The following is a 24630-nucleotide window of genomic DNA, read 5'->3' as shown; positions in this document are numbered from 1 at the left end:
CCCGCCCGAAAGGACCGCAACGTGGCAGCCCCCCTTCCGCCCCGCACCGACGACTGGTGGCGCGGCGCCGTCATCTACCAGGTGTATCCGCGCAGTTTCGCCGACGGCGACGGCGACGGCATCGGGGACCTCGCGGGCGTCCGGGCGAGACTGCCCTACCTCGCCGAACTCGGCGTCGACGCGGTGTGGTTCACCCCGTGGTACGTCTCGCCGCTGGTCGACGGCGGCTACGACGTGGCCGACTACCGCACCGTCGATCCCGCCTTCGGCACCCTCGGCGAAGCCGAGAAGCTGATCGCCGAGGCCCGGGAACTCGGGATCCGCACCATCGTCGACATCGTCCCCAACCACGTCTCCGACCAGCACCCCTGGTTCCGGGCGGCACTCGCCGCCGGCCCCGGCAGCCCCGAGCGCGAGCTGTTCCACTTCCGGCCCGGCCGCGGCGCCCACGGCGAACTGCCGCCCAACGACTGGCCGTCCCAGTTCTCCGGCTCCACCTGGACCCGTGTCGCCGACGGCGAGTGGTACCTGCACCTGTTCGCCCCGCAGCAGCCGGACCTGAACTGGGACCACCCCGCGGTCCGCCGGGAGCACGAGGATGTCCTGCGCTTCTGGTTCGAACGGGGAGTCGCGGGGGTGCGCGTCGACTCCGCGGCCCTGCTGGTCAAGGACCCGGCGCTGCCCGACTTCCAGGAGGGCGTGGACCCCCACCCCTTCATCGACCGGGACGGGCTGCACGACGTCTACCGTGCGTGGCGGGCCATCGCCGACGAGTACGGGGCCGTGTTCGTCGGCGAGGTGTGGCTGCCCGACGCCGAGCGCTTCGCCCGCTACCTCCGCCCCGACGAGCTGCACACCGCGTTCAACTTCAGCTTCCTGGCCTGCCCGTGGGACGCGGAGCGGCTGCGCCGCTCCATCGAGGACACCCTCGCCGAGCACGCCCCCGTCGGGGCCCCCGCCACCTGGGTGCTGTGCAACCACGACGTGACCCGCACGGTGACCCGGTACGGCCGCGAGGACACCGGGTTCGACTTCGCCACGAAGGCCTTCGGCACACCGTCGGACCTCGCCCTGGGCACGCGTCGCGCCCGCGCCGCCGCGCTGCTGACGCTGGCGCTGCCGGGATCGGTCTACGTGTACCAGGGCGAGGAGCTCGGCCTGCCCGAAGCCGACATCCCCCTCGACCGCATCCAGGACCCGATGCACTTCCGCTCCGGCGGCACGGATCCCGGCCGCGACGGCTGCCGGGTGCCCATGCCCTGGGCCGCCGGCGAGCGGCACTGCGGCTTCGGCTCCGACGGGGAGCCCTGGCTGCCGCAGCCCGCCGACTGGCCGTCCTACGCCGCCGACCGGCAGGCCGCCGACCCCGGCTCCATGCTCAACCTCTACCGGACGGCCCTGCGGCTGAGGCGCTCCACCCCCGGCTTCGGCGACGGCCCCCTGACCTGGCTGCCCGCCCCCGACGGCGTCCTCGCCTTCACCCGCACGGACGGCCTGACGTGCCTGGTCAACCTCTCCGGCGCCCCCGTGGACCTCCCCCCGCACGACTCCCGCCTGCTCAGCAGCGGCCCCCTCGGCCAGGACGGCCGCCTGCCCCGGGACACCGCCGTCTGGCTGCGCGCCTGATCCGCGCACCCGCGCGGCGAGCGCGCCGGCCCGGCCCGCTCGCCGCGGCCCTATGCGCGGCCGGCGCTCTCCCACAGGTCGGTGCTGCGGGCGGCCACGAGGGCGCCGATGCGGGTGAGGAGGTCGTCGGCGGGCCGCGGATCGAGGCGGCGCCCGTCCCGCAGGCGCAGCGCGACATGGCCTTCGGCGGCCTCCCTGGCGCCGATGACCGCCTGGTAGGGGACCAGGCGGGCGTTCCGGACGCGGGCGCCGAGACTGCCGCGCTCCGGCCCGGCGACCTCGGCGCGCAGTCCCGCGTCGGCGCAGCGCCGGGCGAGCGCGGCGGCGTCCGGCAGCTCGTCGTCGGAGACCGGGAGGATCACCATCTGGGTGGGGGCGAGCCAGGCCGGGAAGGCGCCGCCGTGGTGCTCGATCAGGTGGGCGACGGCCCGCTCCACGCTGCCGATGATGCTGCGGTGGACCATCACCGGGCGGTGCCTCGCGCCGTCCGGCCCGACGTAGTGCAGGTCGAACCGCTCGGGCTGGTGGAAGTCGACCTGCACGGTGGACAGGGTGGACTCCCGGCCCGCGGCGTCGGCGACCTGGACGTCGATCTTGGGACCGTAGAACGCGGCCTCGCCCTCGGCCGCCTCGTAGGGAAGCCCGGAGCCGTCCAGGACCTCGGTCAGCAGGGCGGTCGCCCGCCGCCACAGCTCGGGCGCGGCGACGTACTTCCCCGCGGCGCCGGGAAGGGAGAGCCGGTAGCGGGCGGGGGTGATGCCCATCGCCCGGTGGGCCCCGCGGATCATCTCCAGGGCACCCCGGGCCTCCTCGGCGACCTGGTCGACGGTGCAGAAGATGTGCGCGTCGTTGAGCTGGATGGCCCGCACCCGGGTCAGCCCGCCGAGCACACCCGACAGCTCCGAGCGGTACATGCCGCCCAGCTCGGCCATCCGCAGGGGCAGCTCCCGGTGGCTGCGGGAGCGGGAGCGGTAGATCACCGCGTGGTGCGGGCACAGGCTCGGCCGCAGCACGACCTGCTCACCGCCGAGGTCCATGGGCGGGAACATGTCCTCGCCGTAGTGCGACCAGTGCCCGGAGATCTCGTACAGCTCCCGCTTGCCGAGCACCGGGGAGTACACATGCCGGTAGCCCGCCCGCCGCTCCTCGCCGCGTATGTACTCCTCCAGGCTGTGCCTGACGGCCGCGCCGTCGGGCAGCCAGTACGGCAGCCCCGCGCCGATCAGCGGGTCGGTGCCGAACAGGCCCAGTTCGCGGCCGAGCCTGCGGTGGTCGTGCACTGCGGTCATGGTGGTCTCCTCGCCGGTGGGGGAGCGAGTGACCGGACCGACGCCGAAGCCCCGGGGCACTCGCCCCGGGGCTTCGCGTCGGATCGTCCGTCAGCGCGCCGGGACACTCTCCGGCGTCGTCGTGACGGCAGCGCGCTTCATGCCGGTCACCGTAGCAGGGCTCCCCGTCACCCGCCGGTCGTTTCCGTGCCGAGGAAGTCCAGCACCCGGCGCCAGGTCAGCTCGGCCGCGGCCGGGTCATGGTCGGGGAGGTCACGGTCGGTGTAGAAGTGGCCGGCGCCCGGATAGCGGAAGACCTCCAGGTCGACGTCCCGCTCCCGGGCCGCCCGGCGGAGCGCGGCAACGCGCTCCGGCGGCGCGAACCCGTCCGGTTCCGCGGCGTGCAACTGCACCCTGGAACCCGGACGGACCGAGGCGGGAACCTCGGCGGTGGCGTGCAGGAGAAGCACACCGGCGGCGGCGGGCCGCTCGGGCCAGAGGTCGGAGACCACCCCGGCGCCCATGGAGACACCCGCGAGCACGGTCTCGTCCGGCATGCCGTCGACGGCATGCCGAGCGCGTTCGACCACCGTCGCCCAGCCGAGCCGGTCGACCAACCGGAACCCCTGGTCGAGGGTGGCCGCGGTCTCGCCGCCGAACAGGTCGGGCGCGACGACCTCGTGCCCGGCGAGGCGCAGCCGCTCGGCGGCGCGGAGTTCGGCCGGGCGCAGCCCGAGGATCGAGTGGAACAACGCTATGTGGGCCATGGCGCCATCGTGCCGCACCCCGCCGCGCCCCACCGCACCCGGTGCGGCGCGGCGCGGCGGTTGAGCGGGGGGTGCGGGCGGGAAGGCTGCCGCTGGTCGTTGTCCGTCGTTGCGGGAGAGGGGACAGTCGTGGCGCGCTCGGGTTCGGGTACGACCGCTCAGAAGGGTCATCCGTTCGGTCGCCGTCCCACCGGCGGGCTGGCCGACGTGCTGTGGGACTGGTCGAAGTCCGGCACCCGGGGCGCCGCCCGCAACCGGCTGCTGCGCAGGCTGCCCGGGGTCGGCTCCGCCGCGGCGTACCGGTTCGGCCTGGTCGAGCGGCCGCACTACGCCCATGGCGTCCGCCGGGCCACCGAACTGGCCGCGCGGCTGGGGCACCGCGGTGTCACCGTGGTGGAGTTCGGGGTGGCCGGGGGCAACGGGTTGCTGGCCCTCGCCGAGCACGCCCGGTACTACGCCGCCGCCACGGGCGTGGCGGTACGGGTGGTCGGCTTCGACAGCGGTGCGGGCCTGCCCGCCGCCAGGGACCCCCGGGACCTGCCGTACCTGTTCGGTCCCGGCTACTACACCATGGACCACGATCGGCTGCGTGCCCGACTGGGCGCGGCCGAGTTGGTGCTCGGTGACATCGCCGAGACCCTGCCCGAGTACCTCGGCACCCGGGCGGGCGTGCTGCGGGATCACCCGGTCGGCTTCGTCGCCCTCGATCTGGACCACTACTCCTCGACGACGGCCGCCCTGGACCTCTTCCGCGGCCCGGCGCACGAGCACCTGCTGCCGCGGGTCACCTGCTACCTCGACGACCTGCCGGGCACCATCGAGCAGATCGGCGAGGCCGCCGCGCTCGCCGACTTCAACGCCGCCCACCCCGACCGCCCGATCGGCCGCGTCCTGGGCCTGCGGGCGTTCACCCCCTTCGACCCGCCGTGGGCCGACCAGATATACGTCCACCACCGCCTGGACCACCCCGACTACGCCCGTCTGGAAACCGGCGCCACGGGCGACCAACTGCCCTTGGACGGCTGACGACAGCGGCCGGGCGCGTCCGCGGCGGCGGCTCCTAACGGACCCAGCGCCCCATGAGCACGTCGTCCACGTACACCCCGTCGAGGAGGAACTCCTCCGGCGCCACGCCCTCCACCGCGTAGCCCGCCTGCTCGTACAGCCGCCGCGCCCGCGCGTTGTGCCCCAGCACCCGCAGCGTGACCCGCCGCGCCCCGCGCCTGCGCGCCTCGTCGTACGCCGCGGCCAGCAGCGCCCGGCCCACCCCGCGACCGCGCACCGCGGAGTCCACGACCAGGCCCTGGATCTGGACGATGTGGGCGTTGTTGGGGCGGGGGGTCGGGTGGCCGAGCCGCAGATAGCCGATGAGGCGGCCGTCCGCCTCCGCGACCAGGTAGTCGCCGGGCGGGGCCGCGAAGAACGGCGCGTCGGGGGCGGGCCGGTCCCGCACCGAGTGCAGGGTGGACCACTCGCGGTGGTCGAGCAGCGCCAGCGGCGCGCCGTCGTCGGGCCGCGCCGACCGTATGCGCACGCCGGTTACCGGATCATCTGACATACCCGCACCCTGCCAGCTCCCCCCACCGCTCCGCCCGCGGTTTTCGCCCGGCCGATCCCCCGTGAACCCCTCGCCGCCCCGCTCCCGGTGGGCCCGGCGGGTGATCAGGAAGCGGCCACTCGGTGGAGGAAGCGGTGCTGCGACCGGGTCTCGACCGCCTTGGCGGTGTACGCCGTCCGCACCCACGCGACCGCCTCGGCGGGAGGCGTCCCCTGGAGGACGGCGAGGGCGGCCAAGGCGGTCCCGGTGCGGCCACGGCCGCCGCCGCAGGCGACCTCGACACGCTCACCACGCCGTATCCGGTCCAGGGCGCCACGGAGTTGACCGATCGCCTCCTCCGGCCGGCGAGGGGAGGAGAAGTCGGGCCAGTCGACGCGCTCGTGCGGCCAGGACGGGCTCCACGGGCGCAGCCCCATCAGGTAGCGGCCGTAGAAGCCGGGGCGGCCCAGCGGGTGCCCCAGGAGATACAGGCCGAACCCGGGAGGCGGCTGCGGCGCCGGCGTGCCCCGCAGACCCCGGGCCAGCACCACCCCTCCCTCCGGGAGCTCCACCGTCCGTACCCCAGGCCCGTCCTGGGGCTTGCCCGTGCTCATCCGTCCTCCATGCTCTGTCACCCCCCGCGAAGCCGCGGGAGCGCACCCGATGCGGGCCTTCTCGCCATGGCCGGCCCTGCGCCAGCACAGTACAAGCGCCGGGGAGCCGGGGCCCATGGGGCCGACCGCCATCCGAACCGGAGGCCGACCGGAGATCGGGCGGTGCGGAAGCCCCCAGCGCCCGCCCGCGCACGGCCGCACCGCCTGCCGCGCGGCCCCGCCGCACACCCGCGGCATGGCCACCCGGCCCCGACGGCCTTGACCTCGACCTGACTTCAGGTTCTACGGTGCTCGCACCAGTCGATCACTCACGGGGAGCACCGCGATGACCACTCAGCACGCCTCGGACGCGGAACTCGCCGCACAGCCGGCCGCCCACTGGACCGGGGTGGCCCACGAGGCCCTCATCGCGTTCACCCGGGCCCGGCAGGCCGAACTCGGCTTCACCCAGCCCCAGTACTGGCTGCTGCGCAACCTGTCGAAGAGCGACCTCTCACCCGACGGCCACGGCATGACCGTCCCCGAACTCCGGCAGGCCATGAGCACCTACATCCGGCCCGAGGACGACCTCGGCGCCGAGGCGGAGGTCCTGCTGGAGCGCGGCTGGCTCACCCGGGACGGCGAGGGACGGCTGTGGATCACCGAGGCCGGGGACGAGGCCCGCGCCGACCTCAAGCGGCACGCCCCGGCGATCCGCGAGCGCATCCACCAGGGCATCGACGACGCCGACTACGTCACCACCCTGAAGGTGCTCCAGCGGATGATCCGGAACACCGGCGGCGCCCTTGACCGGCGCCCTTGACCGGCGCCCTTGAGCGCGTCCGGCCGTTGGTTAGGATCAACCGTGATCACCTGTGTCGTCGAGTATGTGATCGACCCCGCGAAGATCGACGCCTTCGAACGCTTCGGCCGCCGCTGGATGGAACTGGTCGGCAGGCACGGCGGCACCCACCACGGCTACTTCCTGCCGGCGGAGGGCGCGAGCGACAAGGCGCTGGCCCTGTTCAGCTTCCCCAGCCTCGCCGCCTACGAGGAATACCGCCGCCGGTTCGGAACGGACCCCGAGTTCATCGACGCGGACCGCATCAGGGACGAGAGCGGCTGCGTACTCCGCTACGAGCGGACCTTCATGCGCCCCCTGCTCCCGCCGTCCACCGAAACCCCTGAGCACCCGTGACCCGGGTGCGCCCCTGACCGGCCCCGCCGCGCGGGCCGGGTTCCCGGGCGGGTCTCAGTGCGGAGTGGCCTCGATGATGGCGTCCAGCATCGTCCGGGCGGTCTGCAACTCGGCGATGGACCTGCCGATGCGCTCCCGTTCGCGGCGCAGGTCGGCCAGCAGGCCGGGGCACGCCGCCGCCAGCCCGCCGCCGGTGTCGACCGTGCACGGCAGCACGTCGGCGATGGTGGCGGTGTTGAGCCCGGCGGCGAGCAGGGCGCGGATGCGCCGCACCCGTTCCACGTCGGCCTCGCCGTACTCGCGGTAGCCACTCGGCCGCCGGACCGGCCGCAACAGGCCCTGCTCCTCGTAGTAGCGCAGCAGCCGCGGGCTGACATCGGTCCGCCTGGCCAGCTCCCCGATGCGCATGCCCGTCTCCTTGACTCTCACATGGATGTGAACGTTTAGCGTAACCGCACGGAGACCAGGTGATCGCACAGGTCTCATGAATCCCGGAGGACCACATGAGTCGACGTACGGGCCCCTTGGTGACGGTGATCGGGCTGAACCCGCGGGGTGCCGCACTGGCACGCGCCCTGGCGGCGGCGGGGAGCGCCGTAACGGTCTGGGACGAGCCCGGTCCCGCGTCCGAGGCGCCGCCCGTCGAGGGCGCTGTCCTGGCCGACTCGTTGCGGGCGGCGTTCGCGGCGGCGCCCCTGGTCGTGCTGTGCGTCGACGACTACGACGGCGTCCGGCGCGTCCTCGACCGGGCCGAGCCGTACCTGGCCTCGGTCGATGTGGTCAACCTGACCTCGGGAACGAGCGCGGAGGCCGAGCGGGCCGACGCCTGGACGGGCGCCCGGGGCGGGCGCTACCTGGACGGCGCGCTGATGGCCCACCCCGAGCACGTCGGCCGGCCGGAGACGGTGCTGGTCTACAGCGGCTCGCCGACGGTGTTCGAGCGTCACCGGGCCCTGCTCGGGCACCTGGGGGGCGCCACCTACCTGGGGGCGGCCCCGGGCACCGCGGCCCTGTACGACGTGGCGATGCTCAATCTGGCCTGGGCCACCCTGATCGGCTTCCTCCAGACCGCCGCCCTGCTCGGTACCGCCCAGGTCCCGGCCACCACCGTGGCGCCGCTGCTGACCGGCTGGCTGTCCACCACCGTCACCGGAGTGATCAACGACTACGCGCGGCAGGTCGACGACCGCCACTACCCGGGCGACCAGGAGTGGCTGGAACTGGACGCCCCGCTGATGGACCACCTCATCGAGGCCGGGCGGGCCCGCGGCCTCGACACCGCTCTGCCCGAACTCGTCAAGTCACTGACCGCCCGGGGCATCGCGGCGGGCCACGGCAGGGACAGCTTCGCCAGCCTGGTCGAGATCATCCGCGACGGCACGACGCCGCCCGGTGGCCGCTGAACCCCACCGGCGGCATGGGCGGCCGGGTCGTGCCCCGGTGGCGCGCACCCCCGCTCTCGGGTTGTCGCGAGGCGCTGGCATCCTTGGTCGATGTTCTCATCCGATCATCTGGGCGCCGTGTTCTTCGATGTCGACGGCACCCTCGTCCCGGGGACGAGTTCGTCGCTCTTCCTGGCCGGCTTCCTCGGCCACCGGGAGGAGCTGGCCGAGGCCGAGGACGCCTACGCCCGCGGTGCTCTGGACAATCGGCAGGTCTCCGAGCTGGATGCGGCGGGCTGGGCGGGGGTCTCGGAGGACCAGGTCTCCGGCTGGCTCGACGCGCTCCCCCTCGTCCCGGGCACAGCGGAGACCGTGACCTGGTGCCGGCGGCACGGGCTGGTGCCCGTGCTGGCGACCCTCGCCTGGTCGCCGGTCGGTGGCCATCTGACCGACCGCTTCGGCTTCCACGCCTTCTGCGGACCCCGGCTGGAGACCGCCGACGGCCGGTTCACGGGCCGGGTCGCCCGCCACTTCGACGAGTACGACAAACGGGACTTCGCGCTCGCGCAGGCGCGGCAACTGGGACTGGCTCCCCGCTCCTGCGGTGCCGTCGGGGACAGCCGCTCCGACCTGCCGCTTTTCGCCTCCGTCGGGGTGAGCGTGGCGTTCAACGCCTCGGCGGGAGCGCGTGAGGCGGCGACCGTCACCGTGGACGACGACGACCTGCGGAGCGTGCTCCCCGCCCTGAGCCGCCTGGTCGCCGCCACCCGCTGACGGAACAGGGCGCGCGGAGGAACTCCGGATGGCGACCCGCCCCCCGCCTACGGCGCCGCCCCGCCGCCCGTGCCCTCCGCCGCGGCGTCGTAGGCGGCGCGGGCAACCAGCACCTCGTCCATGTGCTCCTCGGCCCAGCCCTTGATCGACCGCATCAGCCCGGCCAGGTTCTCGCCGAGCGGGGTCAGCGCGTAGTCGACACGGACCGGGACGGCCGGGGTGACGGTCCGCACGACCAGGCCGTCGCGCTCCAGATTGCGCAGTGTCTGGGTGAGCATCTTCTGGCTCACCCCGGCCAGGCGGCGGGCCAACTCGCTGTACCGGTGCGGGCCGTCGGCCAGCGCGGTGACGGCCAGCGAGACCCACTTGTCCGCGATGCGGTCCAGCAACTGACGGGTGGGGCACTCGGCCACGAACGCGTCGTACGCGACGCGCGCCTCGGCGCGTCGCTGCGCGGCGGTCCTGGTGGGCACGGCGGCTCCTTCCCCTCCCTGCCGAGGCTTCCCCCGGGTGGCATACGCACTTCCAGGTGCCTACTTCCTTCTGGAGAGCAACTCTTCCTACCTTGTGCCGCAGGGTCAACCCGACCCGAGGAGAAAGGAGACACCCATGGGCGAGACGCCGGTGACGGGCACGGCGCGGATGCGGGCCGCGGTGGCGCGCGGGTTCGGCGGGCCGGAGGCGATCGAGATCGTCAAGGTTCCCGTGCCGCGGCCCGGCCCGGGGCAGGTGCGGATCCGGGTGGCGGCGGCGGCCGTCAACCCCGTGGACGTGTACACCCGCTCCGGCGCGCTGGTGGCCGCGGGGCGGATGGCGCCGCGCGAGCGGACGGGCCTGGGCTGGGACGTCGCCGGAGTGGTGGACGCGACCGGCCGGGACACCGCCGGGTTCGCCGTCGGCGACGAGGTGATCGGGCTGCGCGACCTGCTGGACGTCCCGCTGGGCACCTACGCCGAGTACGTCGTGCTGGACGCCACCGCGGTCGCTCCCGCGCCGCGGGGGCTTCCGGCGCGGGCGGCGGCGACGCTGCCGCTGAACGGGCTGACGGCATGGCAGTCGCTGGACGCGCTGGCGCTGCCGCCGGGGGAGACGCTGCTGGTGACGGGGGCGGCGGGGGCGGTCGGCGGGTTCGCGGTGGAACTGGGGGCGCTGCGCGGCCTGCGGGTGGTGGCCGTGGCCGGGGCGGCGGACGAGGACCTGGTGCGGACGCTGGGCGCCCAGTGGTTCATCCCCCGGGACGTCCCCGACCTGGCGGCGGCCGCGCGCGCCGTCTGCCCGGGCGGGGTGGCGGGCGCGCTGGACGCGGCGGGCGTCGGGCTCCCGGCCCTGGCGGCCGTCCGCAACCGCGGCGCGTTCGTGGCGGTCGCGGCCGACGCGCCGCCCGGGCTGCGGGGCATCCGCTCGGCGAACCACTGGATCGTCGCGGACGGGCCGGTCCTCGGCCTGCTGTCCGCACTGGCCGCCGCCGGACGCGTCACCCCGCGCGTGGCGAGCACCCTGCCGCTGGACGGAGCGGCCGAGGCCCACGAGCGGCTGTCCGCCGGCGGCCTGCGCGGCCGTCTGGTCCTCGTGCCCTGACCCCCGCCACCTCCCGCCCGGGCCCACGGCCGACCGCGGGGCAGCGAGCCGGGTCAGAACGGGTGGAACTCCTCGAAGGGCGGCTCGAACGGGGGATCGGGCAGGCGGAGAGCCCGGCACCGGTGCACCGGCTCGGCCCGGGGGTCGCCGCCGACGGGCAGCACCGTTCCGCCGGCGAAGGCGTCGGCAACCGCCGTCCAGCCCAGGTTCAGCTCGTAGTGGCGCACCGCTGTCCGTACCGACGGCGCCCAGTCGTCGTCGACGACGATCAGCCCGCCGGGCCGGACGATCCTGCGCAGGAAGTAGAGGTCCACGAAGACCTCGTGGAACCGGTGGCTGCCGTCCACGAACGCCGCGTCGGCGACCAGACCCTCGGCGACGAACCGCGGGAGCGCGATCGAGGAGGGCGCGAGCGTGAGCGTGGCGATCGAGTCCAGTCCCGCCGAGCGAAGGAGGTCCCAGCCGACATTGGACCACTCGCGTTCCTGGAACGGATCGATGATGAGGTGCCGGGGGCGCGGCGGGCCGACGGTGACCAGCGCCTCACCGATGGCGAGCGCGGAGCCGGCGTAGGCGAGACCGACCTCGACGACCGTCTCCGCGCCCTCGGCGATCAGCAGATCGCGCAGCAGGTCGCCGTCCCGTTCGGGCAGCGTGACCGCCTCGAAGTCCCCCTCGCGCGCCCGCGTCCACGGCGGCCCCTCCCGCCCGAGCCGGCGGCGCGCCTCGCGGACGCGCGCCCCGCGTTCGTCCGTGTTCATGTCCTCCGTGTCCCCCGTGTCCTCCGTGTCCTCCGTGTCCCCCCTGCCCTTCACGCGGGCACGGGCGGCCTTCACCGGCTCACCGTGTCGAGGAGCAGCCCCGCGGCCACCGAGCGCACCGCCGGGCCGAGCGGCACCAGCGGCACCCCGGCACCGTCCGGCAGCGCCACGAACTCCTCGTCCGGCGGCGCGCACACCCGCACCCGGGCACCCGGTTCCCGCAACCGCACCGCGAGCCCCGCCAGCGGCTCCACGTCCCCGCGAGATCCCCATGTCGACAAGACCACACGCATGTGGCAAACCCCCCGTTTCCTCAGGATCCGGCCCAGGCCGGCAATCCTGGGGCAGGACCCGGGGCTTGCCGCAAGCCCCCCGGTGCGCTGTAGCTTGAAAGTGGCGAGGAGGCGGATCTCCTCGCCTTCGCCTCCTTCCGGCCGCTCGCGCCTTCTCCGTCCGCTGCGGACGGACACCCTCCTCCTTCCTCCGCCCGGCGGGCACATGGCCCGTCACCGGTGCGGACGCCATGGAGGTTGCCGAAGCCGAGGCCCGGGAACCACTGATACCCACGCCGACAGCGTCGACGGTCCCGGACAGCAGGGAGGTAGGCACCATGCCGCTCAAGGGCGAGTACGAGCCGAGCACGGAGGAGTTCGTGCGTGACCAGGTGGAGCTGTACGAGGGCTCCGGCGGCACGGAAGGGACGACCCTGCGGGGCCTGCCGGTCGTCATCCTGACCACCCTGGGCGCGAAGAGCGGCAAGATCCGCAAGTCCCCGCTGATGCGGGTGGAGCACGACGGCCGCTACGCCGTGGTCGCCTCCGCGGGAGGAGCCCCCAACCACCCGGTCTGGTACCACAACGTGGTGGCCAACCCCCGGGTCGAGCTCCAGGACGGACCGGTGCGCCAGGACATGGTGGCACGCGAGGTGACCGGGGAGGAGAAGGCCGCGTGGTGGGCCCGGGCCGTCGAGGCGTACCCGGACTATGCCGAGTACCAGCGGAAGACGGACCGTGAGATCCCGGTCTTCGTTCTGGAGCCGGTGACCGAGGAGCGATGACGCGGCGCGACCCGCCGCACCGCCTGCCCGGGCCGGGACCCGTCCCGGCCCGGGGCGCTCAGCGGCTGGGGTGCGCGCCGGCGCGGGGAGCCGTTCGGGGGGTGGTCAGTCCCATGCGTAGCCGTCGCCGAAGTTCAGGGTGTGCTCCAGCACGTCCTCCATGGGGTCGTCGATCTGCCCGGTGTTGATCAGGGCGAACCTGGACCCGTTGTGGGAGTGGTGCGGGTACTCGTCCGCCGCCGCGGTGCCGGCTCCGCCGAGTACGGCGGTCGCGACCAACGCCGCGGTGGTGAGGGGCCTGCGTGCGCGCATGGGGTTTCTCCTTGGGTCGGAGCCGGTCCCGTGACGGGCTCACCCCGGAGCTACCGCGCCGCCCACCGGTCCACTCCGGGCGCGCCGAGGATTCACCCGGACGTGGTGGAGGGGCCCCGAGCAGGGCCTCAGACGGGCGGGACCGGGGTGGAGTACCGGTGTCCACCAGGGCCCGGTCCCCGCTCACCGCCAGGCGGTCGGCGGGGACACGGCCCCACAGGAACAGCATGAGGTCCGGCGCCGTGCCGGCCGGCTCCACACCGCGGGGGCGGCCGCCGGCCCTGCGCAGCAGGCAGAGCTCGCCCGCGCCGCCGGCGCCCACTCCGCGGCCCGGCGGAACGGCGCCATCACCTGGAACGTCTGGCTGACGGCGTCCGCGACCAGCACCCCGTCCACCGGGGCGACCTGGGCGTCCCAGCGGTGCACGGCCGCCTCGATGGTCTGCATGCGCAGCCGGAAACCGACGGTCCGCTCCCGGGACCAGGTCCACACCGGCTCCGCCGGGTCCCGCACCTCGAACAGTTCCGCCAGGGCGCGCGCGCCCCGCGCGAACCACGAAGCCGGAGATGGTCGCCACCGACAACGCCTCATACTCCGACATGGCGTTCGGCCTCTACAAGATGCTCGGCTTCCGCTTCGCCCCGCGCTTCCGCGACCTGGCCGTGGTCGACCCGGTCGACGACACCTACCGGCGGCTGATGAACCGGCAGCTCACCGTGCAGAGCCCCGCCACCGGCTCGCCCGCGCGATCTGCTGGGGTGGCGGGCGGGATGCTCGGGCTGGTCGTCGGCCGGTGTCCGCGGTGGAGATCGCCTGACGTGCCGGCCGCTGACGAGCTTCGGGCCGGCTATGGCATGCGGATGCTGCGTATGACATCCGCGGCGCCGCCCAACAGGACCCGCAGCCCCGACGCGTCGGGTTGTGCGGTGGCGGTGATCGTGGAGGGACTGCCGAGGGAGTCACCCATGTCGACTGCGATGTCGCTGATGCCCTGGCCGGCCAGGTGCGCAGCGAGGCAGGCGGTGCTGTTGGCGTTGGCGATGTCTTCCGCGACGCCGATCGACGGGGCGAACATGCGGGCCGCGACGCGGCCGGTGGGCGTCGGCACCGAGTAGGCGTAGCAGCCCAGGAAACCGAGACGGTCGCAGGCGGCATGGAGCCGTTCGAAGTCCGGGCTGAGGGTGGTGAGAGCGGACCGCGTAGTAAGGGGAACCAGCAACCGCGACCGCCCCACTGAGGCGACGCGGGCACCGGGAGCGAGTGTGTCCGAGGTGACACCGAGTGCGGGCAGGACAAGGTCGCACTCGATCGCTGTGGGCCTGCGGAGGTGTACAGGACCGGGGTCGAAGGCGGCATTGACATGCGTCTTCTCCCGTACGGACCAACCAGGGAAGACACGCCCTGCCGCATGGATGGTGGCTCGGTACTCCCGGCCCCCGGCGCGCTCGGCCAGGAAGGCCAGAGCGGCAACCGTCCCATGACCGCACGCAGGCAGTTCTCCCTCGGCGGTGAAGAAGCGGAGGGACACGACCGGACCGCCCCGTCGGCTGTCGCGCACCGACACGAAGACGGCATGCGACGTCCCCATCAGAACCGGCACACGACGGCGCTCATCGTCACTCAACGGCGCCTCGACCAGCACCGCGGTGGGACTACCGCCGTGCCCGTCGCGCAGACACGCGCGGACGATCGTGACGGGCAGACCGTATCTACTCATCGCAGTGCCGGGATCCTTGTGCCGGGCCGGCGTCCGTTTCCTCCGCCCACCGCCGGCTCCACGCGAACAGCGGTTGGAGGGCGTCGACAAGGTCCCCACCGAGCTGGGTGAGGTGATATCCGTCCTCGCGCAGAGTGACCAGGCGGACGTCGGTCAGCTCGCCGAGCCGGGTACTGAGCACACTGGAGGACATGCGCTCGCACCGGCGCTGCAACTCACGGAAACCGCCCGGGGCTTGACTCAGCTCCCACAGTATGAGCAGCGTCCAGCGCCGTCCCAGCAGATCGAGTGCGGCCATGACCGGGCGTCCGGATGTGGACCCCCGCACCGGTACGCCGGGCCGCGGTGTTCCGCCTCCCATGTTCCCCTCTCCTCCTTGCGCTTCGCTTCTCGAAGCAGCATAGTGATTCGAAAGCAGAAGCACTAGCAACGGAGCGCCGATGTCGCGCATGGCCCTGCTGTAACCGCCGTACGCCGACCAGGCCGGCGCGCTCCTCGCGCGCATGATGTGAGGCCGTGTCTCCTCCTGCGTGGACGGGCTGGAATGCCCGCCATGGCCGACCCCGTCGACCCGGAGGCCTTCGTTTCCGTCTCCGGCACGTTCCCCCGTCGCCGAAGGCGCCCGGGGCGCCGAGGAAGACTTCGCCGGGACGCGAACCGGCAGCCGCGCGGGCGGCAGAGCCGAACCAGGCCGGACCAGCACGTCCTCACCAATGCCCGGTGTTCCGTCGCCGGGATCGAGCAATCCGAGCGTCAATTCCCAGCCGGACATGTCCGGCCGAACACAGGAGGTTTCCATGGCCAAGGGCTACTGGGTCAGTGTCTACCGCGTCGTTTCCGACCCCGAGAGGATGGCTGCCTACGACAAGCTGGCCGGTCCGGCCGTCCAAGCCGGAGGCGGGCGGATCCTGTCCAGCGGCGGCCGAGCCGTCGCCTACGAAGCCGGAAACACGCACCGCGTCGTTCTGATCGAGTTCGACAGCTTCGAACAGGCCGTCGCGGCATACGAGAGCGAGGCCTACCAGAAGGCGCTGGTGGTCCTCTCCGACGCCGTCGAGCGCGACTTCCGCATCGTCGAAGAGACCAACTGACCGACGGGCTCAGCCATCGCGAGTCCCACCGCTGGGGCAGTCGGGGTGCTGATCCGTCATCATCGCCGTGGCGGTCACCCCCGCTCAGCACCCCTCCCCGGCCGAGCGTAGGCCGGGGGAGGGGAGCCGTGGCGGCCGGGTACCCGGCCCCCGGCGCCGATCGAATCGGACCCGCCGAGCGCGGACATCCGCATCGGCTACGCCCGCTGCTCGACGCTCGGCAGGAACTCGACTCCCGGCTCGACGCGCTCGCGGGGTACGGCATCCACCGGGTGCTCGCCGAACACACCGAACGCGAGGCGCACCCCGAAGCCGTTGAGCACGCCCGCGCCGACTTCGCCGACCTCCCGACCCCAGACGTCCCCCCGGCCCCGCCCGGACGCCGCGGCGCTCAGCAGCTCGTGACCACGATCGTTCTCACCGGGATTTCCTGTACCGCAACTACTCACACCCGTGGAGGTCCGTGGGTTCAGAGGCACTGAAGGTTGTTCACCGCGAACCCACGGGTGGATCTCCTGATTCTGCCGGTTGGGCCCGCGGGTTCGTACGCGCCAAAGGGGCAACGGGATGATCTCTTGAAGCCCTGAGCGCCGGGCCCGTCCCGTATCTCAGAGGGACACCCGTGCTGTTCTGCCGGCGGCAGAACACCGGCCGGGCCGGGCTCGGCGATCACTACAGTCCAGTGTCATGACGACGATTACGACGCGTACGGTCGAGTATCCGGCCGACGGTTTGACGATGATCGGGCACCTCGCGCTCCCGGCCGGTGTCGACCGCCGGCCCGCGGTGCTGCTCGGACCAGAGGGCATGGGGCTCAGCGACGTCGAGCGCCGCCGGGCCGATGCTCTCGCCGAGCTGGGATATGTAGCGCTGGCCTTCGACCTTCATGGCGGGCGCTATCTGGGTGACCCCGAGGAGATGCTGGCCCGTTGCCTGCCGCTGCTCGCTGATCCCGACCGGATGCGGGGGATCGGCCATGCGGCGCTCGACGTGTTGCGCACCGAGCCCCGGACCGACCCCGACCGGATCGCCGCCGTCGGCTACGGCACCGGGGGCGCCGTCGGGCTGGAACTCGGGCGCGGCGGCGTCAGCCTGCGCGCGATCGGGACAGTCAACGCACTGACCACGGGCCGACCGGGCGAGGCGGCGCGCATTCGCTGCCCGGTGTGGGCCGGGGTCGGGTCGGAAGACCCGATCATGCCGCCCGCGCAACGAAACGCGTTTACCGCTGAGATGCAGGCCGCGGGCGTCGACTGGCGCCTCACGGTCTACGGCGGAGCCTTGCACGCCTTCCACCACCCGCCGGTCGACCACCCCGTGGTCCCCGGCGTCGGCTACCACCGACAGCACGCGCAGCGCGCCTGGCGCGACGTCGTCAACCTGCTCGCCGAGTGCCTGCCCGTGACGGAGGACCTGGGGGCATGACCCAGGCAAACATGCCGGTGCCAGGCCTGGTCGGCGTCGCGCACTGACAGTCTCCTCCCCTCAAGCCCTCACAGCAGACCCGCATAGCGGCCGGCCGAACCAGGCCCGCATCTGCCCCAAGTGCCCGACGTCCCCGCGGATCGTGCCGTCCGCCAGCCCCACCGAGGCCAGCGCCAACCCGAGCCCCCTCACCTTCACCCTGACCGTCGGCCGGTCAGACACAGTGAGAACGTTTCAGGAATCCCGAAGTGACGTCAGGGTGCAAAGGGTCACCACAGAGAGGGCGACCCCCCTGGCCACGAGGTTGGTGACTCTGCGGGGCTCAGGAGAACTCACGGGATGTCGCACAGAACGCCGCGACCTCGCGGCGCAGATGCGGGAGGCGACGCACGGACTCATCGTCACCGCCCGCCGCGCCGGGCGCGGCCGCCGCGGCGGCCGCCCACGTCCGGCTCACCCGGTCAGCCGGTGCACGCCCCGGTCCGTGGTGTCGCGGGCCCGGCGGGTGGGGGTCACCCTTCGGGCCACGCGGCGGGGCGGGCCCCGGCCGCTCGCACGCCGCGCAGCTTGTCCGGGTTGAGCTGGAGGCGCAGGTGCCGGATCAGGCCGTCCGCCACGTCGAGCGACATGGCGCCGACGGGCCGCCCGCTCAGGGTGACGAGCAGGCCCGGCTCGGCGTTGATCGTGGCCGGCTCCAGGACCACGCCGGCCGACACCGGCTTGGCCAGCACACCGAGCAGCCACCGCGCGACGTGGTCGGTGCCGTGCAGCGGGCGGCGGGCCGCCGTGACCTTGCCGCCGCCGTCGGACCAGGCGACGACGTCCGGCGCGAGCAGCTCCATCACGGCGTTCAGGTCGCCGCCCGCGCAGGCCGCCCTGAACCGCTCGGTGACCTCGCGGTGCCGCGTGGTGTCGGCGTCGTGGCGGGAGCGGCGGGCGTCCACGTGCCGACGTGCCCGGCGGGCGATCTGCCGCACGGTCGGCTCCGGCCGCCCGAGGACCTCCGCGATCTCGGCGTGCGAGAAGGCGAACGCCTCCCGGAGCACGAACACCGCCCGCTCCACCGGCGTCAGCGTCTCCAGCACCACCAGCAGCGCGGTCGAGACGGTGTCGGCCAGCTCGGCGTCGTCGGCGACGTCCGGGGAGGTCAGCAGCGGCTCGGGCAGCCAGGGCCCGACGTAGCTCTCGCGGGTGGCGCGGGCGGAGGTGAGCCGGTTGAGGGCGAGGTTGGTGACCGTGCGCACCAGGTACGCGCGGGGATTGCGGACCTCGGCGCGGTCCGCTCCCCGCCAGGCCAGCCAGGCGTCCTGGAGCACGTCCTCGGCGTCGGCGACGCTGCCCAGCATCCGGTACGCGGTGCCGAACAGCAGCCGCCGGTGTGCCGTGAACGGGTCCTGGCCGACGGTCTGCTCGCTCTCCGTGTCGATCACCGGTCCATGCTCCCAGCGCTCGGCGGCGGGCGGCAAGGCGATCTCCGCGGTCGGGGCGCCCACACCGGCGCCGCGGACCCGCGGGTCACACGCCCGCTCGCTCCGGGGCTCGTCACGATCGGGGGTACGCCCATGGGACAGACGAGGCCGCGCGTGCGTGACAGGCGTCGATGTGAGCCGCGTCACGCGGCGCTCCCCGCCCCGAAGCGCCCCACCGCGGAGGCCGGGCGGACCCGCCGGCGCGGTGGCCGAGGACGGGAATCCCGTGGCCCGCAAGGGCGTTGCACCGCCCGTGATCAACGGCACTGCGAAAGGCCACCCATGCGCGCCATACGGATCGATCGTTTCGGCGGACCCGAGGTCCTGGCGGTCGCGGACGCCCCCGAGCCCGAGCCGGCCGCCGGTGACGTGCTGATCCGTACCGTCGCGACCAGCATCAATCCCGTGGACGACAAGACCCGGCAGGGCGCCATCGGCGAGGGGACGCCGCCGCTGCCGACCACACTCGGCTGGGACCTCGCGGGCACCGTGGCCGACGGCGGCTCCAGCGGCCTGCGTCCCGGGGAGCCCGTCTTCGCGATGTCGCACCAGCTCAGCACCGGCCGGGGAACCTGGGCGGACCTGGTGGCGCTTCCGGCGCACGCGCTCGCACCCGCGCCGCGGGCCGTCGGCCCGGTGGAGGCGGCCACCTTGCCGCTGCCCGGGCTGACGGCCCTCCAGACCCTGGACTGGCTCGCGCTGTCCGCCGGTGAACGGCTGCTCATCGCCGGAGCCGCGGGCGCGGTCGGCGGGCTGGCGCTCCAGATCGCCCACGCGCGAGGCATCCGGGTGGACGCCCTGGTGTCCCGCGACGCACACATCGGCTTCGCCCGCGCGCACGGCGCCGAACTCGCCACCACCGACCCGAACGCGCTCCGGGACCGCGGCTACGACGCGGTCTTCGACACCTTCGGCGCCTTCGTGACCGAGGCGGTGACCGACGGAGGCCGGTACGCGTCGATCGCCACCCAGGCCGGGCCCGTCCCCGACCTGTCGGCGCGAGGCGTCCGCACCACGGTCAACCAGGTGCGGGAGGACGGGGCGGGGCTGCGCGAGCTGGCCGAGCTCGTCGACCGCGGCTCGCTGCGGCCCCGCGTGCACTCCGCCTTCGCCCTCCACGAGATCCGCACCGCCCACGAGCGCTTCGCCCGGGGCGGCCTGACGGGGAAGATCGCGGTGACCTTCTGACCCCGCCGCCTTCCTTCCGGCCCCGGCGGGGCCGGAAGGAAGGCGGCGCCGGCGGGCCGCCGGGCGGGGTGTAACGGGCGGGCCGGGCGCGCCGATGTGCCCGAACGTCCCCGACAGCCGACGCCGGAGCAGCCTTGACCGCACACGAGCGCACGCCCGCCACCACCGCCGCGACCCCTGCCGACCCTGCCCCCGACGCCCCCGCCCGATCCGCCGTCGCGAGGAGTACCCGGGAGGAGGAGACCGCCCGTGAGCAGCGGTACGTCGACCGTCTCCACCGGCGGCTCGACGAACTGCGCGAGGAGACCAGGCGGCGGCTCGCCGCCGTACTGCGGGAACCGGCGGCCACCGCGCAGGCCCGCGTCGAGCGCGGCGTCGCCGTCGAACTGTGCGCACGGCTGCTCGCCGGGTACGAGGCGGCCGAGCAGGGCCTGTGCTTCGGGCGCCTGGACCTGCGCGACGGCGCGCGTCTCCACATCGGCCGCATCGGGCTGCCGGCGCCGTCGCCGGGAGACGACCCGCTGCTCCTCGACTGGCGGGCATCCGCCGCCCGCCCGTTCTACACCGCGACGGCCGCGGCGCCGCAGGGTGTGCGCCGGCGGCGCCACATCCACACCAGGGGCCGCCGGGTGGTCCGGCTCGACGACGAACTGCTGGACCGCGCGGCCCGCGGCGGCCCGGACGCGCTCGCCGTCACCGGGGAGGCGGCGCTGATCAGCGCGCTGGACGCGGCACGCACCGGACGCATGCGGGACATCGTCGCCACCCTCCAGGCCGAGCAGGACCGGATCATCCGCGCCCCGCACTCCGGTGTCCTGGTCGTCCAGGGCGGCCCCGGGACCGGCAAGACCGCCGTCGCGCTGCACCGTGCCGCCTACCTGCTCTACACCCATCCGAGGCTCGCCGAGCGCGGGGTTCTGGTCGTCGGACCCAACGCCACCTTCCTGTCCTACATCGGGCAGGTCCTGCCGGGCCTCGGCGAGACGAACGTGCTGCTGGCCACGGTCGGCAAGCTGTTCCCCGGAGTGACCGCCACCCGCGCCGAGCCGCCGGCCGCCGCCGAGGTCAAGGGCCGGGCCGGGATGGCCGAGGTGCTCGCCGCGGCCGTGCGGGACCGCCAAGCCGCCGTCACCGAGCCGGTGCCCGTCGAGATCGCCGATGACGTGATACGGCTGGATCCCGGGTTCTGCCACCGCGCGGCGGAGCGGGCCCGAGGCAGCCGACTGCCGCACAACCGGGCCCGGCCGCTCTTCCGGCAGGCCGTCATCGCCCACCTCGCCGCTCGGATGGCCGGCCTGACCCGCGACCTCACCGACCGGATCGACGAGGAGCTCGCCGCCGTCGTGGACACCGAGGCGCTGGACCGGGCGGTGGCGACCGACCTGGCCGGCCTCTTCGGCGAGGACGCCCACGGCCCGGCCGCGGCCGGACGGCAGGACGTCCTCGCCGAGGCCGAGGCCGAGGAGGCGTACTGGCGCCGCGCCCTGCCCCGGGACCCGGCGGTGCGCGCCGTCCTCGACGACCTGTGGCCCCACCTCACCCCGCAGCGACTGCTGACCGAGCTGTACGCCGACCCGGCCCGCGTCGCCTCCGCCGCCCCCGGGCTCTCCCCGGCCGAGCGCGCCCTGCTGCACCGCCCCGCGGGCGGCGGCTGGAGCCCCGCCGACGTGCCGCTGCTGGACGAGGCGGCCGAGCTGCTGGGGCACGACGACCGCGCCGAGCGCGCCCGGGCCGCTCGCGAGCACGCCGAGCAGGTCGCCTACGCCCAGGGCATCCTGGACATCGCCCGCGCCTCGCGCGCCGCCGAGGACGACGACGGCCCCGAGCGGCTGACCGCCGCCGACCTGCTGAACGCCGAGCAACTGGCCGAACGCCACGTGCCGGAGGACACCCGCACCGTCGCCGAGCGCGCCGCCGCCGACCGCACCTGGGCCTTCGGGCACGTGATCGTGGACGAGGCGCAGGAGCTGTCGGCCATGGCCTGGCGCATGCTCGTGCGCCGCTGCCCCGGCCGGTCGATGACCGTGGTCGGGGATGTTGCGCAGACCGGCGAGGAAGCCGGGACCACCTCCTGGGCCGACGCCCTGGCCCCGCATGTCGGCGACCGCTGGCGGCTGGAGCGGCTGACCGTCAACTACCGCACCCCCAGGGAGGTCATGGCCGCCACGGACGACGTCCTGGCCGCGATCGACCCCGAGCTCGAGCCGCCCCGCGCGGTACGCGGCACCGGCGAACACCCGTGGCGCCTGGCCACCACCGGAACCGCCCTGCCCGCACGCCTCGCCGACATCGCCGCCGCCGAGGCGGAGCGCCTCGCGGCCGACGGGGACGGCGGAACACTGGCCGTCATCGTCCCCGCCCCGCGCCTCGCCGAACTCGGCGCGGCCGTCCGCTCCCGGCTTCCCCTGGCGTCCTTCGGCGCCGACCCGGACCTGGAGCGGCCGGTCGTGGTGCTCACCGCACGCCAGGCCAAGGGGCTGGAGTTCGACTCCGTGGTGATCGCCGACCCGCGAGGAATCACGGACGACTCGCCACGCGGCCTGAACGACCTGTACGTGGCCCTCACCCGCCCCACCCGCAGTCTCGCCGTCGTCCACCCCGATCCCGCCCCGCCCCTGCTCGCCCGGACGGTCCGGCCCCGCGAGCCCTGACCGGGACCGCCGGCGGAGGCCGAACGGAGGGTCCGGCGAGGCGGGCGGCGCGGGCGCGACCGCTGCCCGCCCGCCGGCGCCGTGGGCGCCGGCTCAGGGGCGACGGTGCCGCCCGCCGTCGTCGGGGCCGGTGCGGGTTCGTGCGCGGAAGGTGCGGCGGTAGGTGTCCGGGGGGACGCCGACCGTGCGGTTGAAGTGCCGGCGCAGCGTCGTGGCGGTGCCCATGCCGGTGGCGGTCGCTATGGCGTCGACGCTGTCGTCGGTGGTCTCCAGCAGCTCCTGGGCGCGGCGGATCCGCTGGGTGAGCAGCCATTGCAGCGGGGTGGTGCCGGTCGCCGCCCTGAAGTGGCGGCCCAGGTTGCGTGAGCTCATCCGCGCCCGGCGGGCCAGGTCCTCCACGGTCAGCGGGTGGTCGAGGCGTTCGATCGCCCAGGGGAGCAGCGCGGCGAGCGGGTGGTCGTCCCGGGCGGGCATCGGGGTGGCGACGAACTGGGCCTGGCCGCCGGCCCGGTGCGGTGGCACGACCAGGCGGCGGGCGACGACGTTGGCCGTCGAGGAGCCGTGGTCGAGGCGGACCAGGTGCAGGCACAGGTCCAGCGCGGCGGCCTTGCCGGCGGAGGTGAAGACGCTGCCGTTGTCCACGTAGAGCACGTCCGGGTCCACCTCCACCTCGGGGTAGCGGGCGGCCAGGGCGTCGGTGTGCGCCCAGTGCGTGGTGGCGCGCTTCCCGTCCAGCAGGCCCGCGGCGGCCAGCACGAACGCGCCGGTGCACAGGGAGGCCACGCGCGCGCCCGCCTCGTGGGCCGCGCGCACCGCGCCGACCAGGTCGGCGGGCGGGTCCCGGTCCACGTCGGCCCAGCCGGGGACGATCACCGTGTCGGCGTGCCGGAGCCGGTCGAGCCCGGCGTCGGGCTCCAGCGCGAACCGGCCGATCCGCACGGCGTCCGACCCGCAGACGGCGACGTCGTACCAGGGGCCGGGCACCGCCGCCGGTGCGGAGCCGAACACCTCGTACGCCACGGACAGCTCGAAGTGCAGCATGCCCTCGGTGACGGCCAGCGCGACAGTACCCATGTCCGTAATTGTACGCGGCATGGCGTTCCAGACACTCACGGCGGGGTGCCCGAGCTCGACAGGATGTACCCGTCAGATCGTTTCGAGCAGCGGGAGAAGTCATGGCAACGGGGCACACGGTGGCGGTGTTCGGCGCGTACGGGCACACCGGGCGGTTCGTGGTGGCGCACCTGCTGGAGCGCGGGTTCGTCCCGGTCCTCGCCGGCCGCGACGCCGGCAAGCTGGCGGCGCTCGCCGCCGAGTCCGGGCTGGACGCCCGTCCGGCGTCGGTCGACGACCCGGCCTCGCTCGACCGCGCACTGGCCGGCGCCTCCGCTGTGATCAACTGCGCCGGTCCCTTCTCCACGACCGCGGCCCCCGTGATCGAGGCGGCGCTGCGGGCCAGGATCCCGTATGTGGATGTGGCGGCCGAGATCGAGGCCAACGTGGACACCTTCACGCAGTTCGCCGACCGCGCCCGCGCCGAGGGAGCGGTGATCGTCCCCGCGATGGCCTTCTACGGCGCCCTCGGCGACCTGCTGGCCACCGCTGCGATGGGCGACTGGACGTCGGCCGACGAGGCGCACATCGCGTACGGGCTGAGCAGTTGGCACCCCACCGCCGGGACCCGGGTGGCGAGCAAGGTCGTCCAGGGGCGGCGGAACGGGCAGCGGGTCCGCTACACCAACGGGCGGCTGGAGTACCACACCGACGACCTGCCCACCCTCCAGTGGCCCTTTCCCGACCCGATGGGCACCCGGGCCGTCATCGGGGAGTTCACGATGGCCGATGTCGTCACCATCCCCAGCCACCTGCCCATTCCCGAGGTGCGCACCTACATGACGGTCGAGGCGGCCAAGGACGTGTCGGCCCCGGACACGCCGACGCCGGCCCCGGTCGACGACAGCGGGCGGTCCGCGCAGACCTTCCTCGTCGACGTCGTCGTGCGCTCCGGCGGCTCCGAGCGGCGCGCCGTGGCGACGGGCCAGGACATCTACGCCGTCACCGCGCCGCTCGCGGTGGAAGCGGTGCACCGCATCCTGGCGGGGCAGACCAAGGCGGTCGGCGTCGCCTCCGCCGGCGAGATCTTCGACGCGCCGGACTTCCTCCGGGCGCTGTCCCCGCACATCTCCCTGGAACTGCGTCCGTAGCGGCCGGGAGCCGGCGGGGGGCGAGGCCGAGG

At 74.3% G+C, this 24630-nt stretch carries 27 protein-coding genes and 2 pseudogenes; 14 read left to right on the top strand and 15 right to left on the bottom strand.

Annotated elements, in window-relative coordinates:
- Positions 1–21: 21 nt before the first annotated feature.
- The gene (locus ACYVO2_RS06605) at positions 22–1626 is read left to right on the top strand and encodes a glycoside hydrolase family 13 protein (protein WP_461006646.1); all 1605 of its coding nucleotides are present in this window, start codon (positions 22–24) and stop codon (positions 1624–1626) included.
- Positions 1627–1676: 50 nt separating this feature from the next.
- Here ACYVO2_RS06605 and thrS read toward each other — a convergent pair whose 3' ends face one another.
- Together thrS and ACYVO2_RS06595 are read right to left on the bottom strand one after the other, a co-directional pair.
- Positions 1677–2906: a threonine--tRNA ligase gene (thrS, locus tag ACYVO2_RS06600; RefSeq protein WP_461006735.1), complete on the bottom strand. Its 1230-nt coding sequence runs from the start codon at positions 2904–2906 to the stop codon at positions 1677–1679.
- 176 nt (positions 2907–3082) lie between these two features.
- Complete coding sequence (locus ACYVO2_RS06595; RefSeq protein ID WP_461006645.1) at positions 3083–3661, bottom strand: dienelactone hydrolase family protein; 579 nt, start codon at positions 3659–3661, stop codon at positions 3083–3085.
- 129 nt (positions 3662–3790) lie between these two features.
- Between ACYVO2_RS06595 and ACYVO2_RS06590 the strand changes: the two genes are divergently transcribed.
- On the top strand, positions 3791–4687 hold the full coding sequence (locus tag ACYVO2_RS06590) for a hypothetical protein (protein ID WP_461006644.1): 897 nt from the start codon (positions 3791–3793) through the stop codon (positions 4685–4687).
- A gap of 34 nt (positions 4688–4721) precedes the next feature.
- On the opposite strand, the gene ACYVO2_RS06585 is transcribed toward ACYVO2_RS06590, so the two are convergent.
- Positions 4722–5219 carry a GNAT family N-acetyltransferase gene (locus ACYVO2_RS06585; RefSeq protein WP_461006643.1) on the bottom strand — a complete coding sequence of 166 codons (498 nt, stop codon included), beginning with the start codon at positions 5217–5219 and terminating at the stop codon, positions 4722–4724.
- A 104-nt stretch (positions 5220–5323) separates the two neighbouring features.
- The gene (locus ACYVO2_RS06580) at positions 5324–5812 is read right to left on the bottom strand and encodes a phosphatase domain-containing protein (RefSeq protein WP_461006642.1); all 489 of its coding nucleotides are present in this window, start codon (positions 5810–5812) and stop codon (positions 5324–5326) included.
- A 325-nt stretch (positions 5813–6137) separates the two neighbouring features.
- On the opposite strand from ACYVO2_RS06580, the gene ACYVO2_RS06575 reads away from it, so the two are divergent.
- Positions 6138–6614 carry a MarR family transcriptional regulator gene (locus ACYVO2_RS06575; protein ID WP_461006641.1) on the top strand — a complete coding sequence of 159 codons (477 nt, stop codon included), beginning with the start codon at positions 6138–6140 and terminating at the stop codon, positions 6612–6614.
- Between the two features lie 42 nt (positions 6615–6656).
- On the top strand, positions 6657–6989 hold the full coding sequence (locus ACYVO2_RS06570; protein ID WP_461006640.1) for an NIPSNAP family protein: 333 nt from the start codon (positions 6657–6659) through the stop codon (positions 6987–6989).
- Between the two features lie 54 nt (positions 6990–7043).
- Here ACYVO2_RS06570 and ACYVO2_RS06565 read toward each other — a convergent pair whose 3' ends face one another.
- Positions 7044–7397 carry a MerR family transcriptional regulator gene (locus ACYVO2_RS06565; RefSeq protein ID WP_461006639.1) on the bottom strand — a complete coding sequence of 118 codons (354 nt, stop codon included), beginning with the start codon at positions 7395–7397 and terminating at the stop codon, positions 7044–7046.
- Positions 7398–7492: 95 nt separating this feature from the next.
- Between ACYVO2_RS06565 and ACYVO2_RS06560 the strand changes: the two genes are divergently transcribed.
- Together ACYVO2_RS06560 and ACYVO2_RS06555 are read left to right on the top strand one after the other, a co-directional pair.
- Entirely contained in the window at positions 7493–8392 is a 900-nt protein-coding gene (locus ACYVO2_RS06560) for an NAD(P)-dependent oxidoreductase (RefSeq protein ID WP_461006638.1), read from the top strand.
- A 90-nt stretch (positions 8393–8482) separates the two neighbouring features.
- Positions 8483–9145: an HAD family hydrolase gene (locus tag ACYVO2_RS06555; RefSeq protein WP_461006637.1), complete on the top strand. Its 663-nt coding sequence runs from the start codon at positions 8483–8485 to the stop codon at positions 9143–9145.
- Positions 9146–9192: 47 nt separating this feature from the next.
- On the opposite strand, the gene ACYVO2_RS06550 is transcribed toward ACYVO2_RS06555, so the two are convergent.
- Complete coding sequence (locus tag ACYVO2_RS06550) at positions 9193–9618, bottom strand: winged helix-turn-helix transcriptional regulator (protein WP_461006636.1); 426 nt, start codon at positions 9616–9618, stop codon at positions 9193–9195.
- Between the two features lie 136 nt (positions 9619–9754).
- Here ACYVO2_RS06550 and ACYVO2_RS06545 point away from each other — a divergent pair, with 136 nt between their 5' ends.
- On the top strand, positions 9755–10723 hold the full coding sequence (locus ACYVO2_RS06545; RefSeq protein WP_461006635.1) for an NADP-dependent oxidoreductase: 969 nt from the start codon (positions 9755–9757) through the stop codon (positions 10721–10723).
- 53 nt (positions 10724–10776) lie between these two features.
- Here ACYVO2_RS06545 and ACYVO2_RS06540 read toward each other — a convergent pair whose 3' ends face one another.
- Together ACYVO2_RS06540 and ACYVO2_RS06535 are read right to left on the bottom strand one after the other, a co-directional pair.
- Complete coding sequence (locus ACYVO2_RS06540) at positions 10777–11484, bottom strand: class I SAM-dependent methyltransferase (RefSeq protein ID WP_461006634.1); 708 nt, start codon at positions 11482–11484, stop codon at positions 10777–10779.
- Positions 11485–11582: 98 nt separating this feature from the next.
- Positions 11583–11777 (bottom strand): annotated as a pseudogene (locus ACYVO2_RS06535) (glycosyltransferase); the annotation flags it as partial.
- Positions 11778–12094: 317 nt separating this feature from the next.
- Between ACYVO2_RS06535 and ACYVO2_RS06530 the strand changes: the two are divergent.
- Positions 12095–12541, top strand: coding sequence for a nitroreductase family deazaflavin-dependent oxidoreductase (locus ACYVO2_RS06530; protein WP_461006633.1), 447 nt, complete (start codon positions 12095–12097; stop codon positions 12539–12541).
- 105 nt (positions 12542–12646) lie between these two features.
- On the opposite strand, the gene ACYVO2_RS06525 is transcribed toward ACYVO2_RS06530, so the two are convergent.
- Both ACYVO2_RS06525 and ACYVO2_RS06520 read right to left on the bottom strand, forming a co-directional pair.
- Positions 12647–12853 carry a hypothetical protein gene (locus ACYVO2_RS06525; RefSeq protein WP_461006632.1) on the bottom strand — a complete coding sequence of 69 codons (207 nt, stop codon included), beginning with the start codon at positions 12851–12853 and terminating at the stop codon, positions 12647–12649.
- A gap of 183 nt (positions 12854–13036) precedes the next feature.
- A complete protein-coding gene (locus ACYVO2_RS06520) occupies positions 13037–13366 on the bottom strand; it encodes a hypothetical protein (protein ID WP_461006631.1) in 330 nt (109 codons plus the stop codon).
- 44 nt (positions 13367–13410) lie between these two features.
- Between ACYVO2_RS06520 and ACYVO2_RS06515 the strand changes: the two are divergent.
- Positions 13411–13515, top strand: a pseudogene (locus ACYVO2_RS06515) (Tn3 family transposase); the annotation flags it as partial.
- A gap of 185 nt (positions 13516–13700) precedes the next feature.
- Here the strand turns inward: ACYVO2_RS06515 and ACYVO2_RS06510 are convergent.
- On the bottom strand, positions 13701–14570 hold the full coding sequence (locus ACYVO2_RS06510; protein ID WP_461006630.1) for a PhzF family phenazine biosynthesis protein: 870 nt from the start codon (positions 14568–14570) through the stop codon (positions 13701–13703).
- Positions 14563–14931, bottom strand: coding sequence for a winged helix-turn-helix transcriptional regulator (locus tag ACYVO2_RS06505; RefSeq protein WP_461006734.1), 369 nt, complete (start codon positions 14929–14931; stop codon positions 14563–14565). Before ACYVO2_RS06505 ends, ACYVO2_RS06510 begins: the two co-directional genes overlap by 8 nt.
- 436 nt (positions 14932–15367) lie before the next feature.
- On the opposite strand from ACYVO2_RS06505, the gene ACYVO2_RS06500 reads away from it, so the two are divergent.
- The gene (locus tag ACYVO2_RS06500; protein WP_461006629.1) at positions 15368–15661 is read left to right on the top strand and encodes a DUF1330 domain-containing protein; all 294 of its coding nucleotides are present in this window, start codon (positions 15368–15370) and stop codon (positions 15659–15661) included.
- A gap of 197 nt (positions 15662–15858) precedes the next feature.
- On the opposite strand, the gene ACYVO2_RS06495 is transcribed toward ACYVO2_RS06500, so the two are convergent.
- On the bottom strand, positions 15859–16110 hold the full coding sequence (locus tag ACYVO2_RS06495) for a hypothetical protein (RefSeq protein ID WP_461006628.1): 252 nt from the start codon (positions 16108–16110) through the stop codon (positions 15859–15861).
- A gap of 238 nt (positions 16111–16348) precedes the next feature.
- On the opposite strand from ACYVO2_RS06495, the gene ACYVO2_RS06490 reads away from it, so the two are divergent.
- The gene (locus ACYVO2_RS06490; protein WP_461006627.1) at positions 16349–17086 is read left to right on the top strand and encodes a dienelactone hydrolase family protein; all 738 of its coding nucleotides are present in this window, start codon (positions 16349–16351) and stop codon (positions 17084–17086) included.
- 512 nt (positions 17087–17598) lie between these two features.
- On the opposite strand, the gene ACYVO2_RS06485 is transcribed toward ACYVO2_RS06490, so the two are convergent.
- Positions 17599–18516 (bottom strand): RNA polymerase sigma-70 factor, encoded by a 918-nt coding sequence (locus tag ACYVO2_RS06485; protein ID WP_461006626.1) that lies wholly within the window; start codon positions 18514–18516, stop codon positions 17599–17601.
- 321 nt (positions 18517–18837) lie between these two features.
- Here ACYVO2_RS06485 and ACYVO2_RS06480 point away from each other — a divergent pair, with 321 nt between their 5' ends.
- Both ACYVO2_RS06480 and ACYVO2_RS06475 read left to right on the top strand, forming a co-directional pair.
- Complete coding sequence (locus tag ACYVO2_RS06480) at positions 18838–19743, top strand: NADP-dependent oxidoreductase (RefSeq protein WP_461006625.1); 906 nt, start codon at positions 18838–18840, stop codon at positions 19741–19743.
- A gap of 134 nt (positions 19744–19877) precedes the next feature.
- Positions 19878–22394: a HelD family protein gene (locus ACYVO2_RS06475; RefSeq protein WP_461006624.1), complete on the top strand. Its 2517-nt coding sequence runs from the start codon at positions 19878–19880 to the stop codon at positions 22392–22394.
- Between the two features lie 93 nt (positions 22395–22487).
- Here the strand turns inward: ACYVO2_RS06475 and ACYVO2_RS06470 are convergent, their stop codons facing one another.
- Positions 22488–23468 carry a helix-turn-helix domain-containing protein gene (locus ACYVO2_RS06470; RefSeq protein ID WP_461006623.1) on the bottom strand — a complete coding sequence of 327 codons (981 nt, stop codon included), beginning with the start codon at positions 23466–23468 and terminating at the stop codon, positions 22488–22490.
- 101 nt (positions 23469–23569) lie between these two features.
- Between ACYVO2_RS06470 and ACYVO2_RS06465 the strand changes: the two genes are divergently transcribed.
- Positions 23570–24598, top strand: a complete 1029-nt coding sequence (locus ACYVO2_RS06465) for a saccharopine dehydrogenase family protein (RefSeq protein WP_461006622.1) — start codon at positions 23570–23572, stop codon at positions 24596–24598.
- The last annotated feature ends 32 nt before the right edge of the window (positions 24599–24630 follow it).

The sequence above is a fragment of the Streptomyces capparidis genome (assembly GCF_054782095.1).
This window is presented reverse-complemented; position numbering and strand designations above follow the sequence as displayed.

Excerpts from the sequence above, each read along its gene's own strand:
- ACYVO2_RS06595 (WP_461006645.1), bottom strand. The coding sequence starts at position 3,661 with ATGGCCCACATAGCGTTGTTCCACTCGATCCTCGGGCTGCGCCCGGCC.
- ACYVO2_RS06585 (WP_461006643.1), bottom strand. The coding sequence starts at position 5,219 with ATGTCAGATGATCCGGTAACCGGCGTGCGCATACGGTCGGCGCGGCCC.
- ACYVO2_RS06580 (WP_461006642.1), bottom strand. The coding sequence starts at position 5,812 with ATGAGCACGGGCAAGCCCCAGGACGGGCCTGGGGTACGGACGGTGGAG.
- ACYVO2_RS06575 (WP_461006641.1), top strand. The coding sequence starts at position 6,138 with ATGACCACTCAGCACGCCTCGGACGCGGAACTCGCCGCACAGCCGGCC.
- ACYVO2_RS06565 (WP_461006639.1), bottom strand. The coding sequence starts at position 7,397 with ATGCGCATCGGGGAGCTGGCCAGGCGGACCGATGTCAGCCCGCGGCTG.
- ACYVO2_RS06560 (WP_461006638.1), top strand. The coding sequence starts at position 7,493 with ATGAGTCGACGTACGGGCCCCTTGGTGACGGTGATCGGGCTGAACCCG.
- ACYVO2_RS06555 (WP_461006637.1), top strand. The coding sequence starts at position 8,483 with ATGTTCTCATCCGATCATCTGGGCGCCGTGTTCTTCGATGTCGACGGC.
- ACYVO2_RS06545 (WP_461006635.1), top strand. The coding sequence starts at position 9,755 with ATGGGCGAGACGCCGGTGACGGGCACGGCGCGGATGCGGGCCGCGGTG.
- ACYVO2_RS06540 (WP_461006634.1), bottom strand. The coding sequence starts at position 11,484 with ATGAACACGGACGAACGCGGGGCGCGCGTCCGCGAGGCGCGCCGCCGG.
- ACYVO2_RS06530 (WP_461006633.1), top strand. The coding sequence starts at position 12,095 with ATGCCGCTCAAGGGCGAGTACGAGCCGAGCACGGAGGAGTTCGTGCGT.
- ACYVO2_RS06525 (WP_461006632.1), bottom strand. The coding sequence starts at position 12,853 with ATGCGCGCACGCAGGCCCCTCACCACCGCGGCGTTGGTCGCGACCGCC.
- ACYVO2_RS06510 (WP_461006630.1), bottom strand. The coding sequence starts at position 14,570 with ATGAGTAGATACGGTCTGCCCGTCACGATCGTCCGCGCGTGTCTGCGC.
- ACYVO2_RS06505 (WP_461006734.1), bottom strand. The coding sequence starts at position 14,931 with ATGGGAGGCGGAACACCGCGGCCCGGCGTACCGGTGCGGGGGTCCACA.
- ACYVO2_RS06500 (WP_461006629.1), top strand. The coding sequence starts at position 15,368 with ATGGCCAAGGGCTACTGGGTCAGTGTCTACCGCGTCGTTTCCGACCCC.
- ACYVO2_RS06490 (WP_461006627.1), top strand. The coding sequence starts at position 16,349 with ATGACGACGATTACGACGCGTACGGTCGAGTATCCGGCCGACGGTTTG.
- ACYVO2_RS06480 (WP_461006625.1), top strand. The coding sequence starts at position 18,838 with ATGCGCGCCATACGGATCGATCGTTTCGGCGGACCCGAGGTCCTGGCG.
- ACYVO2_RS06470 (WP_461006623.1), bottom strand. The coding sequence starts at position 23,468 with ATGGGTACTGTCGCGCTGGCCGTCACCGAGGGCATGCTGCACTTCGAG.
- ACYVO2_RS06465 (WP_461006622.1), top strand. The coding sequence starts at position 23,570 with ATGGCAACGGGGCACACGGTGGCGGTGTTCGGCGCGTACGGGCACACC.